General features: G+C 31.5%; 12 protein-coding genes. 4 read left to right on the plus strand and 8 right to left on the minus strand.

From position 1 onward, the window contains the following. The first annotated feature begins 62 nt into the window (after window positions 1-62). From JH146_RS00085 to JH146_RS00095, 3 genes are all read left to right on the plus strand, one after another. The gene (locus JH146_RS00085) at window positions 63-707 is read left to right on the plus strand and encodes an IS6 family transposase (RefSeq protein WP_048201088.1); all 645 of its coding nucleotides are present in this window, start codon (window positions 63-65) and stop codon (window positions 705-707) included. A 92-nt stretch (window positions 708-799) separates the two neighbouring features. Continuing rightward, window positions 800-1,513 carry a biotin--[acetyl-CoA-carboxylase] ligase gene (locus tag JH146_RS00090; protein WP_048201089.1) on the plus strand — a complete coding sequence of 238 codons (714 nt, stop codon included), beginning with the start codon at window positions 800-802 and terminating at the stop codon, window positions 1,511-1,513. A gap of 19 nt (window positions 1,514-1,532) precedes the next feature. Next, window positions 1,533-1,913: a cupin domain-containing protein gene (locus JH146_RS00095; protein ID WP_081874435.1), complete on the plus strand. Its 381-nt coding sequence runs from the start codon at window positions 1,533-1,535 to the stop codon at window positions 1,911-1,913. Between the two features lie 5 nt (window positions 1,914-1,918). On the opposite strand, the gene JH146_RS00100 is transcribed toward JH146_RS00095, so the two are convergent. Both JH146_RS00100 and guaB read right to left on the minus strand, forming a co-directional pair. Next, entirely contained in the window at window positions 1,919-2,197 is a 279-nt protein-coding gene (locus JH146_RS00100; protein ID WP_048201091.1) for a TIGR00304 family membrane protein, read from the minus strand. Window positions 2,198-2,372: 175 nt separating this feature from the next. Then, window positions 2,373-3,845: an IMP dehydrogenase gene (gene guaB, locus JH146_RS00105; protein WP_173400847.1), complete on the minus strand. Its 1,473-nt coding sequence runs from the start codon at window positions 3,843-3,845 to the stop codon at window positions 2,373-2,375. 204 nt (window positions 3,846-4,049) lie between these two features. On the opposite strand from guaB, the gene JH146_RS00110 reads away from it, so the two are divergent. Then, window positions 4,050-4,820: a CheF family chemotaxis protein gene (locus JH146_RS00110; RefSeq protein ID WP_048201093.1), complete on the plus strand. Its 771-nt coding sequence runs from the start codon at window positions 4,050-4,052 to the stop codon at window positions 4,818-4,820. Window positions 4,821-5,001: 181 nt separating this feature from the next. Here JH146_RS00110 and JH146_RS00115 read toward each other — a convergent pair whose 3' ends face one another. From JH146_RS00115 to JH146_RS00140, 6 genes are all read right to left on the minus strand, one after another. Beyond that, complete coding sequence (locus tag JH146_RS00115; protein ID WP_048201094.1) at window positions 5,002-6,234, minus strand: 2,3-bisphosphoglycerate-independent phosphoglycerate mutase; 1,233 nt, start codon at window positions 6,232-6,234, stop codon at window positions 5,002-5,004. 58 nt (window positions 6,235-6,292) lie between these two features. Next, window positions 6,293-7,384 (minus strand): RNA-guided endonuclease InsQ/TnpB family protein, encoded by a 1,092-nt coding sequence (locus JH146_RS00120; protein WP_048201095.1) that lies wholly within the window; start codon window positions 7,382-7,384, stop codon window positions 6,293-6,295. A gap of 236 nt (window positions 7,385-7,620) precedes the next feature. After that, window positions 7,621-9,066 carry a glycoside hydrolase family 57 protein gene (locus JH146_RS00125; protein WP_048201096.1) on the minus strand — a complete coding sequence of 482 codons (1,446 nt, stop codon included), beginning with the start codon at window positions 9,064-9,066 and terminating at the stop codon, window positions 7,621-7,623. A 43-nt stretch (window positions 9,067-9,109) separates the two neighbouring features. Then, on the minus strand, window positions 9,110-10,948 hold the full coding sequence (locus tag JH146_RS00130) for a glycoside hydrolase family 15 protein (RefSeq protein WP_048201097.1): 1,839 nt from the start codon (window positions 10,946-10,948) through the stop codon (window positions 9,110-9,112). Window positions 10,949-11,018: 70 nt separating this feature from the next. Further along, window positions 11,019-11,231, minus strand: a complete 213-nt coding sequence (locus JH146_RS00135) for a winged helix-turn-helix domain-containing protein (RefSeq protein WP_048201098.1) — start codon at window positions 11,229-11,231, stop codon at window positions 11,019-11,021. A gap of 180 nt (window positions 11,232-11,411) precedes the next feature. Further along, on the minus strand, window positions 11,412-12,584 hold the full coding sequence (locus JH146_RS00140; RefSeq protein ID WP_048201099.1) for a glycosyltransferase family 4 protein: 1,173 nt from the start codon (window positions 12,582-12,584) through the stop codon (window positions 11,412-11,414). Window positions 12,585-12,667 lie beyond the last annotated feature (83 nt).

Below are 12,667 nucleotides of genomic sequence, written 5' to 3' on the forward strand. Positions count from 1 at the left end.
AGATTTTTTAGAGAGACTGTCAGGTTAAATTTTTATCAATATGTCGATAAAAAATAGTAAATATGAAGCTCGCAATAGATGTAATAAAGGAGAGAATCGAAGAGAAGAAGCTTTTTAAGAGGAATAGGAAGTCGATAGAAGTTAAAATCTTAGCAGGGCTTTTATACTACCTCGGGTTATCGTTGAGGAAGACGAGTTTATTTCTCTCCCAATTCGAAAGTATAAGCCACGAGTCAGTTAGAGTTTATTATCACAAGATTAAAGAGGTTTTAAACAAGCCTGAGAAGACTGTAAGAAGGTTAACTGCAATCGACGAGACTAAACTAAAGGTCGGAGATAAGAATATTTACGTATGGTCTGCTATTGACGTTGAATCGAAGGAATGCTTGGGAGTTTATATATCAAAAACAAGAAATTACCTCGATACTATATTATTCGTTAGGAGTATATTAAAATTTTGCTCGAATAAGCCCAAGATTTTAGTCGATGGTGGAAAATGGTATCCGTGGGCATTGCAGAAGTTGGGCTTAAAATTTGAGAGAGTCCGATTCGGATTGAGAAATTGTATAGAAAGCTTCTTCTCACTACTCAAACGAAGAACAAAAGCATTCTTTAATAGATTCCCTAATAATAGTAAGTTCGATACGGTTATTAGTTGGATAAAGAGCTTCATGATGTTCTACAATTGGATACTATCAATAACTTGACAGTCTCCTCTTTTTTAGAGATAACAATTCATAAATATTCCAACTAACAGAAAATATTATGTAGGCAGTATTTAAAATGAAGGGGGAAATTTATGGAAATTATACATCTAAGTGAAATCAACTCAACAAACGACTATGCCAAAGAGTTAGCAAAAGAAGGAAAGAGAAACTTTGTTGTTTTAGCTGATAAACAAAATAATGGGAAAGGAAGATGGGGAAGAGTTTGGTATTCTGATGAAGGTGGGCTCTATTTTTCTATAGTTTTAGATTCTAAGAAATATAATCCAAAAGTTGTGAATCTATTAGTCCCTATTTGTATCATTGAGACATTAAAAAACTATGTAGATAAAGAGCTTGGGATAAAGTTTCCAAATGATATAATGGTTAAGGTTAATGGCAGTTATAAAAAACTTGGGGGAATATTGACTGAGCTAACTGATGATTATATGATTATAGGAATTGGAATAAATGTGAATAATCAAATAAGGAATGAGATTAGAGAGATAGCAATCTCTTTAAAAGAAATTACTGGGAAAGAGATTGATAAGGTAGAGGTATTCAATGATTTCCTAAAGACATTTGAAAGTTATTTGGAAAAACTTAAAAATAAAGAGATAGATGATTATGAAATATTAAAAAAGTATAAGAAATACTCAATAACCATTGGGAAGATTGTAAAAATCTTTTTATCAAATAATGAGGTTATTACAGGAAAAGTTTATGATATTGACTTTGATGGTGTTATCTTAGGAACTGAGAAGGGCATTGAGAGAATTCCATCTGGAATTTGCATCCATGTAAGATAAAAGATTACATCAAATTAGGATGATAACCATGAAAATAATAAAAAGTGAATATGACAAAATTAAGCCCTATATTACTAAAGATGGCTCAATAATTAGAGAATTAATGCATCCTAATGTTCATGGAAATGTAAAACAAAGTTTAGCGGAAGCTATAGTTCCAGTAGGTTCTAAAACTTTATTACATAAACATTACAAATCTGAAGAGATATATTATATTTTAGAAGGAAAGGGATTAATGACATTAGGTGATGAGAAATTTGAAGTTAAAAAAGGAGATACTATATTAATTCCTCCTGAAATTCCTCATAAAATTGAAAATATTGGCAATGTTCCTTTAAAGATATTGTGTTGCAGTTATCCTCCATATTCTCATGAAGATACAAAAATAATGAAAAAATAATTTTTTTATTTTATTCTTATTCCAAAAGTAAATAAAAACATCCAGATAATCATTAATATTAGTATCAATACAGAGAGTGCCATTAAACCTGGGGAATTCCCAAAGATTATTGGTATAGGTCCTATCATTACAATTCCAGAATATTCAACATTATTTTCATCAGTTTTTTCAGTTTTTAGCTTTTTATAATCTTCTTGAGAGCTTGGTAAAATAATACCCAAAGTTATCATAAAAAATCCAATAAACATTAAAATAATTCCTAAAAATATTAATATTGGCTTCATAATCATCCCTTTTTAAAAAATAAGATAGTACTATCTGAAATATTATTTACCTAATGGATAGTTAGGTGCTTCATTGGTAATGATAATGTTGTGAGGATGGCTCTCAACGAAAGGGGCTTCGCCCCTTTTCAAACCTCAAGGATACCTCCTCGCTTCGCTCGGAGGTATAAAGAAGTTACTTACCTAGTGGGTAATTAGGGGCTTCGTTAGTTATAATAATATCGTGTGGATGGCTTTCAACTTGTCCACTTGGTGTTATAATTACAAATCTTGCCTTTTCTTGCATTTCTTTTAGATTTTTAGCTCCGCAGTATCCCATTGAAGCTCTTAAACCACCAATTAACTGGAATATGACTTCACTAACTGCCCCTTTATAAGGAACAGCTCCTTCAACCCCTTCAGGAACTAATTTTACATGTTTCATGTGACTTTTTGATGATGACTGGAAGTATCTGTCAGCTCCAGCTCCAACTCCTCCTGTCATTGCTCCCAATGAACCCATTCCCCTATACTGCTTATACTTCCTTCCATTAATAACCATTAGCTTCCCAGGAGCTTCATCAGTTCCAGCTAATAGAGAACCGAGCATAACTGCATCTGCTCCAGCCGCTATTGCCTTAGCAATATCTCCACTGTATCTTATCCCTCCATCTGCTATAACAGGAACTCCATGTTCTTTTGCAACATCTGCCACTTCAGCAACGGCTGTTAATTGAGGAACTCCAACCCCTGCAACAACCCTTGTAGTACAAATACTTCCTGGCCCTATTCCAACCTTTAGAACATCTGCTCCTGCTTTAATTAAATCCTCTGCCGCTTCTTTAGTAGCTATGTTTCCAACAATTAATTTTATGTCAGTCCCTTCTAACATCTCTTTAAATTTCTTTACATTTTCAACAACTCTCATGTTGTGGGCGTGAGCACAATCAATAGCAATAGCATCAACCTCTGCCTCAATCAATGCTTTAGCCCTTTCAAAATCATGTGGCCCACATGCTGCTGCAACCAATAATCTACCTTTTTTATCTCTTGCAGCTTGTGGATACTTTCTCCTCTTTAAAATATCTCTTAATGTTATAATACCAATTAATCTATTTTCATCATCGACTATAGGTAATCTCTCAACCCTATTTGCATACATCAACTCTAAAGCTTCCTCTTCTCCAATATTTTCTTTAGCACAAACAACATTTTTGGTCATTACATCTTTAACTTTCTTAGATTTATCTTCAATGGCTTTAACGTCTCTATGTGTTATAATTCCGACTAATTTATCTTCATTATCAACAACTGGCAAACCACTAATTGAGTATGTTTCCATTACATTTATTGCCTCTCCAACAGTATCTTCTGGAGATACGGTAATGACATCTTTAATAACTACTTCATCAGCTTTTTTAACTGTTTGAACTTGATGGACTTGGTCTTCAATTGTCATGTTTCTATGAATAACCCCTAAACCTCCTAATCTTGCTAATGCAATAGCCATCTCTTTTTCTGTTACTGTATCCATTGCCGCAGAAACTATAGGAATATTTAACTTTAAACCTGCTAAATCTGTAGAAACGTCAGTATCCTTTGGCTCAACCCATGATGCATTTGGAACTAATAAAACATCATCAAATGTATATGCCATCCTTGCTTCCATTAATTTCTTTAAAAACAAACTCTCACCTTAGTAACCTTTTTAACTATATTTAGAAGAGGGGTATTTATACTTTTTATGTGATGACTTTATGACTTTAAGTATGTGGTTATTTGAAATAATTGTAAAATTCAGTAAAGATTAATTATATAACTACAGTGGGATATAAAATAATTACTATACTTAATTTGAGTGTTAGGTGGTTATATGACAAATGAACCCTCAGAAATTGCAAGATTTTCTGGTAAAGGTGTATTGATTACTCCAAAAACTTTAGAGAAACCATTATTAAGATGGGAAAAATTAGAAATAATACTATATAAAGACAAAATCGTATTTGAATTTTTAGATAAAAAAATTGAAGCAAAAATAGAAGATATTGAAGATGTGGGGGATGAGTTGCCAAAAAAGGTTATTGATGGTGCTAAATGTTTATTGGAAGACATTACTTTCCATTCATCAATAGTCATTAAATCCAAAGAATTTGGCAGTATAATGATAGGTTTTGCCCCAGAAACATCACTATATGGAAAGACTCCAGTGGACAATTTTTTAAGGAAACTGTTTTGTCTATTATTAAATAACAAAGAGGTTAAAATATTGTATGATGTTAAAGAGGAAAATTATGAGAATAAAACTTGGGAAAATGGGCATTTAAAATTTATTAAAGAGCGTATTAAAGAGGAATTTGTAGTAAAGATTGAGTATAAATTAGTAGTTGAAGTTTTGAAAAATAAAGAGGCAAAAATATATGATATATTTAGCAATATAAGGGATGTAGAAATAGAAGAAAAAGATGTTAATGGGGAAATAAAACTAGTATTAAAAATACAGCAAAAAAAGAATGGAAAGAGTATAATATCGTATTTATATACTGAAAATAGAAAGGTGAGGTTGTTTTTATTAAGATATATGTTACTATTATTAGATTGCAAATATGTTGGAATTTTACGGTATCTTCAAGAAACGGTGGAATAGATAAAAATTGAGGAATCAACAAGTTTATTTTTAGATACAAATAAAAATTTAGCGGATGGGATAAAAATTTAAATTCAAGAAAGTATTTTTAATAGGACTTTCGCAGTTTATATATGCAATTTGGAACTTAGATGCCAAGGGCATCAACTTTCCTTAAAAATTTATTCCTGCGAAGTCCTATTTAAGCACCAAACTTCTCATTTCTTCCAGTTAAATCTAATAAAATTTTCATTATATGTTCTCCTTTAATCCAGTGTAAAGCTCCTTTAGCGCATGCAAATTCATTAAATTCTGTAACATCATCAACTCTAATACTCTTCCCCCAAATGACTATTGGAACTGGGTCTGCTGAGTGGTCTTTCATTTCTATTGGTGTTGAGTGGTCTCCAGTTAATACAAAATAAACTTCATCTTTGTTAATATGCTCAAATACGTAAGAAAGCATTTCATCTATCTTCTCTAAAACTTCTTTTTTAAGTTCATATTTACCATCATGGCTTGCTTCATCAGCTCCTTTAACATTCACTAACACGAAATCATATTCTTTTAATGCCTCAATCAATGCCTTTGCCTTACCCATAAAGTTTGTTTTTGGTGTTCCTGTAGCTCCTTCGACCTCTATAACATCTAAACCAATCATTTTAGCCATTCCTTTTATTAGTCCAGTTCCACAGATGCAAGCTCCTCTCATGTTGTATTTTTCAGAGAACTTCTCTATCTTTGGAACAACTCCAGCTCCTCTTGGCAATATTATGTTAGCAGGCGGCAACCCTTTCTTTCTTCTTTCTTCATTTATTGGGTGGTTGTTTAATTTCTCATAAACAATTCTTAATAATTTATTTAAAATTTCAGCAGTTCTTTTTGCTTCTTCTGAATTATCTAAAGGTTTTATCTCACTAACTTTAACTCCCTCTTCATGCGGGTCTCCATCACTTACTCTGCATGATAAACCTTCCCCTCTCAAAACTAAAGCTCCTCTGTATCCTTTTGAAGATTTAAAAATAACTTTAACCCCATCAATCTCTAAACCATCAATCTCTTTCTCTAATTCTTTAGCTTCTTCTGGACTTATTCTTCCAGCCCTTCTATCTAAAACAACAAAGTTCTCATCAACAGTAGCAAAATTACATCTAAACGCCACATCCCCTTCTTTCAAATCCAAACCAACACCAAATGCCTCTAAAGGACCTCTACCAGTATAAACTTCATAAGGATTGTAGCCCAAAATAGCTAAGTGAGCTGTGTCACTTCCTGGTCTTACACCAATATCTATGGCATTCATTAATCCACAAATTCCCTCTTTAGCAATTCTATCCATTGTTGGTATCTTTGCCTCTTTTAAAGGTGTTAAGCCTTTCTCATTTGGCCTATCTCCCAACCCATCTATAATAAATATAACACACTTTCCTTTCATTCTCTCCCTCACCATTATCTATCGCTAAGGAAGCTCCGAGCTTTAGCTCGGAGAGGAATTAAGCTTGTTTAGAAGCTACTTTTTTAGCAATATTTATTGAAGCATTCAAATCCCTATCAATCTCTAAACCGCATTTTGGACAAACAAATATTCTCTCATTTTTTAATCTCCTATTAACATAACCACATCTACTACAGGTTTTAGAAGTATTTCTCGGAGAAATCTCAACAACTGGAACCCCTTCTAACTTTGCTTTGTATTTTATCTTTTTAATCAAATCAGCATAACTCCATATATGTAATGCCTTCCTAATATTTTTTGGTTTTGATTTATTAAGCTTACTCTTTTTTAATCCCTTTAACTTCTCTAATACAATCCCGGCATTATACTGCTTTGCTTTTTTAACAATCTCCTTAGAAATTACATGATTAATATATTTTGAATAATTGCTAATTTTATTGCCCACTTTTGTATATTTGTTAAAGTTCCTCTTCTGTCTGCTTTGAATTCTTGCCCTATACTTTTCTAATTTCTTCTTATACTCTTTAACTATTTCCCCATCAAACCTTAAAATCTCCCTCCCCTTACTATCTGCAACGACAACCAAATTATAAACACCCAAATCAACACCAAACCATAGAGTTGGTTTATACGGCTCTTTTTCTTCAACTTTTATAGACAAATAAGCATAGTAATCATTACCTTCTTTTTTAATAACCAACCTTCCAAACGTCCCATTTTGTAAATATTTTTTGTATTTCTTTGGAATATATAGTGGGATAAAAACTCTCTTTCCACACAATGGGATGATTAAACCCTCATTTTCATATTTATAATCAACTGATTTGTAAGAAACCATTAAAGTGTTAAATATTGGTTTTTTATTGGGATTTAGTTTTATAGAACTTCTTAATATCTGTATAGCCCAATTCATAGCATCTTGAAGAGAGTTGGAATATAAGTTGGGATACTTTTCCCTTAATTCTTTATATCCGTAAGAGTGGAGCTTTCTGTCTGTGATTTTTCCATCATTCCAGGATATATCAATCCAATCATTTACGGCATTTTTGAAATCAATTAGTGTTTTTTCTAACATAAACATTTTGTTTGTCCTTAATGGCTTTATTTTCATTTTTAATGATAATTTCATAATAACCACAATATGTGAATTTTATATTACGCAGTATGATTGAAACAATATATAAACTTTTGCGTTAGTAAAATTTTACGCAGAATAGTAAGATTTATATATAAATAAAGCAACATTATTTATTGAGGGTAGCTCTGACCCTGCCCGATGACACCAACCTGTCCAATGACTCCTCGGCGACGAGGATGAGAGGGCGTTCCGTGTTGGAACCTCCACCCTTTAGGGTGGAGAGGAGGTCAGACAATTATAAATCCTCCAAATGCATCATGTTTTTTATCATTTTTATCTTTATCTCCTTTTTTATCTTGGTTATAAATACTTTCTGTATCCTCTATATCATTGTTTGCTATTATGATATCTGGTTTTACAGAATTTTCTTCATTTATATTTTGTGTATCTTTTTCTTTCTGATTGTCTATAATGTTTTGATTATTTTTTGATTTAGAATTTTTGTCGATATCTTTGTTAATTTCCAATTTATTTAATACTTCTTTTATATGGTATTCAAAATCATATAAAATGTTCAAATAATTTGCATACGCGTCAAAGGGTGAATCAAAGTGACTAAAATAAGTATGAACATCCATGTCTCCAAAACCTTTAGTGCATTGATAATAAAAGTTGTCACTTGTTTGTAAAACTTTATACATCTTATAAATTTCATCAAATTTTCCTAATTTCTTTAATTTATTTTCATTTTCTTTTATAAATACTCCAATATCCTTTAATTTTTCAAATGATATTCTCTGCATCTTATTTCCTAACCATGCACTTACATCTCTCTCAGTATCTGCCCATGATATTGTAGAGAATTCATGCACATAAATTTCTCCTCTCGGCTCCAATCTCTCAACAACCTCACTGACATTAACAACCTCTAAATGCTCATGTTTAGCTATCTCTATAGGCAAATATCTTAAAAATTCAAATATTCCTGTTTCTTTCCAGTGATGCTCTCCAAATGTCTCATAGTCCATATAGATGTTTATAACCTCCCCTGGTGTTGAAGCCAGCCACGTAGCATATTTATCAGCTGTTAATGGATATTGGTTCCAATCTCTTGCTGAAAACCTAAAGCCGATATCATCACTTAATCTATAATTTCTCAGCAAAATATTCATACCATCTGGTGATTGGTAGAGATAATTTGGACTTCTCCAACCTAAAATTTTTTCTATCCCTTCTGTAAATATTGCCTCAAACCCTAAATCTTTTGCTATCTTTGCAATTCTATTGTTGTATATTAGCTCAGTATTTCTAAATACCTTAGCTTTAAAGCCAAATATATCTTTATAAAGCTTTTTATGCATCTCAATATCTTCAATAAACTCTTCCTCACTCTCAAATAAACTTGATAATGAGTGATGATAAGTTTCAGCAATTAGTTCAACATTTCCTGTTTTCACCAAATCTTTGAATAAATCTAACACATAATCATTAAACTCCAAAGCCTGCTCTATAAAAATTCCAGTAATTGAATAATTTACTTTAAAATCATATTCGTCAATAAGCTCTAATATCAACTCATTTGCAGGAATGTAGCATTTATTAGCTACTTTGTTAAAAATTTCTTTATTTAATTTTGTATCTACATATTTTTCCCATAATGAATTTCCTCTCCTATTAATGTCTTTATTTAATCTGTGTGGTTGATGAACTTCGAAATTGAATGTTATTAACATAACTATCATCTCAAAAATTTTGTAATTTTTATTAAGTTTGAACTTATGGTATTATAATATCATCATTTTCATATATATAGATAAGAAACATTGCATTACTCCATCCTAAAGGCATAGCAGACATTGGAATGCCAAGCTCTTTATGTATCTGCTCTGGAAACAACCCATTAAAACTGTATTTCATTACCCAATCAAATAGTTTTTTAGATTTTTGCAAATATCTATCTGCTCTATCATCATTTTTCTCTTTTAAAACCTTAGATAACCTTCTATAGTATAAAGAAAGCCATAGTGTAGTTATAATCCATGGATTTCCTCCAAAGTAGATATCTCCCGGATATCTTCCAATCCCACCCACCTTGTATTTAAATGCCTTTTCAATAGCTTCAGCAGTTTTTATCATCCTTTCATCATCAACATCAATTAAATTGAATGGATAGCTCAACCCCAATATGCTTGTATCTATCTCTTTATTTAGAGGATTTATTGATTTAGCAAATCTCTCCTCATCTTTCAAATAGAATCTCTTTGAAGCCTCATATTTTAAAAATTCAATGGTCTTTTCCCAATGTTTAACCTTATCTCTCTTATCAACTGCCTTACTCATGCTATAAGCACATTTCAACCCAGCGTAGATAGCACCCATTGTATATGCAAAAACCCCAAATTTTTCTTCCCATAAATCAAAGCATGGTGTGAAGTTTAAAGCAGCCAAATTTAAATAATTTCCAGCTTTTTCAATAGTATTCCAGTATCTCTTAACAAATTTTCTATCTCCGCTTAATCTATAATGCACATCCATAGCCCATAACATAGAACCGATTTGGTCAATCTGCATTGCCGTTAATCTTGGTTTTCCATTAACATAATAATTTTGTAGCCATGAACCATCATCATTTTGTATTTTAGACATGAATTCAAAAAATCTATCAGGAATTCCTCTAATTCCAAATAAATCTAATGCAATTGCTATATAAGCTCCATCCCTCCCCCATACATACCTATAATCAGGATGCAAAGAAGGAGCTGCTATAATCCCTCCATCTTTATCACACAGCATTAAAAGAGTCATTAAAGCCCTTTTGGCTATAGAGTATATTTCCTTATTTGAACGAAATTCGGGATGGATGCATCTTTTTATATCTCCTATAACATTTTTCCAATAATTCATTGAGAGATTTTCAATGTGCTCATTGTTATCCATTATAATCTTTAGTTGTTCAGTAATTATTGAAAAATCTCCATCAAATTTTTGTGGAAGTATATAGATGTTGAATGCTAAGCTTCTTTTCTCATCAATTTCTATATTCCATGATATGGCACTATCGGTCATTAATCCATAGCTTTCTTTATGCTCCATTAATATCCCATTTTCAATATCTACGTATGCACTATTTTTGCTGTATCTATTTCCACATTGAAATGAATCTATCTTTTTATCACTTCCAATGCAGAAAATGTATTTTTCATCATACTTAACAATACATCCATCTTCTAAAAACCTTACAGTATTTTTTGTAGGATTTTCTCCAATTCTCAAACTTTCATAAAAAAATAATTTAAAATTCAATTTTTTGTCGAGTTTATTTTTTATATGCAATCTTCTAATGAGTACATTATGTGAAACAGGAACGAAATCCTTAATTGTTAATATAATCTTATCATCTTCTAATATAGTTTTGAATATGTTAGTTTCTTCAATATATTTTTGGGATATGTCCCAATCATTATCCCAGTGCCATTTTGCTTTTTTATCATAGATTGCCAATGCAGAGTCAAAGAAATGAGTTTCATAACCTACATGTGGATAAAAAATATAGCTAATCTCTCCATAATCTCCAATTTTAACTAATAAGCTATTATTTCCAACAATTCCGCCCATATAAATCACGCTAAAAATTAATTAAAAAAATAAACTGAATTTTAATAATTAAAAATAAATTTAAAATTTCCTATTTCAGTTTAATAACCCACTTTTTCTCATCCTTCAATACAAATATTTTGTCTTCTCTTGCTAACCATCCAATAGCCATTTTTACAATATTAGAATTGTATCCTTCTTTTCTTAAGATTTTTTCTATTTGAGATAAGCTCTTTTCTCCTTCTTCTAATAAATGGTAGATTCTTCCAGCAGTTTCACCAATTTTTCCCCACATATCTTCCATATTATCCCTCGAAACTTTTAGAAAAAGTTTGATAAAATTTTTACGATTTTGTAGCCAGAAAGCAGACCTTCTGTTAAACGAACCTTAATGGATTTGTAACTGAAGCTTATGCTTTGGTTTCATCAAAATAAAATTATGGGACATGGAAATAGATGGAGGAATTCCATATGCCTCTAAGCATTATTTTCCCATCATTTCCATAGCTATTTTATAAACATTCACAGTCTCTTTGGCTATATTGTCCCAGCTATATTTTTCATAAACATCTTTTTTGGCATTATTAACTATATACTCTCTAAATCCTAAATCTGATAAAACTCTATCAACTCCCCAAGCAATTGAATCAGGATTTTTTGGATAAACCCAAACACCATTGAGTTCATGCTTTATAATCTCTCTCAATCCCCCAACTGAACTAACAACTACTGGTGCACCAGCAGCCATAGCTTCTAAAGCTACAATACCAAAAGGTTCATAAACTGATGGAATTACGACAACATCTGCAGATTTGTAGAGTTTTTTTAACATATCTCCATTAACAAATCCTAAAAAAACTACCTTATGCCTAACTCCCAACTGATAGCATAAATCCTCCAAATAGTTTCTCATATCTCCAGAACCTGCTATAACCAATTTTGCATTGTGCCTTTCAAGAATTTTTGGCATTGCCCTTATTAAATACTCAACTCCTTTTTGATATGTTAATCTTCCAACAAACAAAATCATTTTTTCATCATCTTGAACGCCTATACTTCTTCTAAAATTTACTCTCTCTTCCCAACTTAGATTAATATCAAATTCCCATGGATTTATGCCATTGTAAACGACTTTAACTTTATCTTCTGGTGTATTGAATATAGAACAAATCTCCTCCTTTAAAGAATGACTTACAGTTATTACTTGGCAAGATTCATAAGTTGAAAGATATTCTATTGTATGTATTGCCTTTGAGTCATCTGAATGCAATCCCCCACATCTTCCAATCTCTGTGCTATGTATTGACTGAACATAAGGCATTTTACAGGCATGTTTTAAATTAGCTCCAACAAAGTGTGTCATCCAATCATGGCAGTGTATTACATCATAATTATCAATTCCCAAAATGCCTAACTTTTTTTCCATCTCTTCAGCCATAAACATAGTCCAAGTTAAAAAATGTGGGTGAGTTATTGGCCTTACTCTATAGACATTTACTCCATTCATGTTTTCATAATCAGGCAAATCATAGCCAACAGATATAACATCCACTTCATGCCCATTTCTAACTAATCCCTCTGCTAAACCTTTACAATGAATGGCTAAACCTCCAATAATTCTTGGGGGATATTCCCATGTCACCATAGCAATTCTCATAATATCATCATAAAGTTTGTAGTAAGGTTTAAATAATCTTTAATAAAATATCTCAATATTATATAACATTGTATATGTTATGT

It is taken from the genome of Methanocaldococcus bathoardescens (assembly GCF_000739065.1).
In the GTDB taxonomy this organism is placed as follows: Archaea; AGJL01; Methanococci; order Methanococcales; family Methanocaldococcaceae; genus Methanocaldococcus; species Methanocaldococcus bathoardescens.

Coding starts and splice junctions, on each gene's coding strand:
- JH146_RS00125 (WP_048201096.1), bottom strand. CDS start 9,066: ATGTTAATAACATTCAATTTCGAAGTTCATCAACCACACAGATTAAAT.
- JH146_RS00130 (WP_048201097.1), bottom strand. CDS start 10,948: ATGGGCGGAATTGTTGGAAATAATAGCTTATTAGTTAAAATTGGAGAT.
- JH146_RS00095 (WP_081874435.1), top strand. CDS start 1,533: ATGATAACCATGAAAATAATAAAAAGTGAATATGACAAAATTAAGCCC.
- JH146_RS00140 (WP_048201099.1), bottom strand. CDS start 12,584: ATGAGAATTGCTATGGTGACATGGGAATATCCCCCAAGAATTATTGGA.
- JH146_RS00100 (WP_048201091.1), bottom strand. CDS start 2,197: ATGAAGCCAATATTAATATTTTTAGGAATTATTTTAATGTTTATTGGA.
- JH146_RS00090 (WP_048201089.1), top strand. CDS start 800: ATGGAAATTATACATCTAAGTGAAATCAACTCAACAAACGACTATGCC.
- JH146_RS00110 (WP_048201093.1), top strand. CDS start 4,050: ATGACAAATGAACCCTCAGAAATTGCAAGATTTTCTGGTAAAGGTGTA.
- JH146_RS00115 (WP_048201094.1), bottom strand. CDS start 6,234: ATGAAAGGAAAGTGTGTTATATTTATTATAGATGGGTTGGGAGATAGG.
- JH146_RS00120 (WP_048201095.1), bottom strand. CDS start 7,384: ATGAAATTATCATTAAAAATGAAAATAAAGCCATTAAGGACAAACAAA.
- JH146_RS00085 (WP_048201088.1), top strand. CDS start 63: ATGAAGCTCGCAATAGATGTAATAAAGGAGAGAATCGAAGAGAAGAAG.
- JH146_RS00135 (WP_048201098.1), bottom strand. CDS start 11,231: ATGGAAGATATGTGGGGAAAAATTGGTGAAACTGCTGGAAGAATCTAC.
- guaB (WP_173400847.1), bottom strand. CDS start 3,845: ATGGAAGCAAGGATGGCATATACATTTGATGATGTTTTATTAGTTCCA.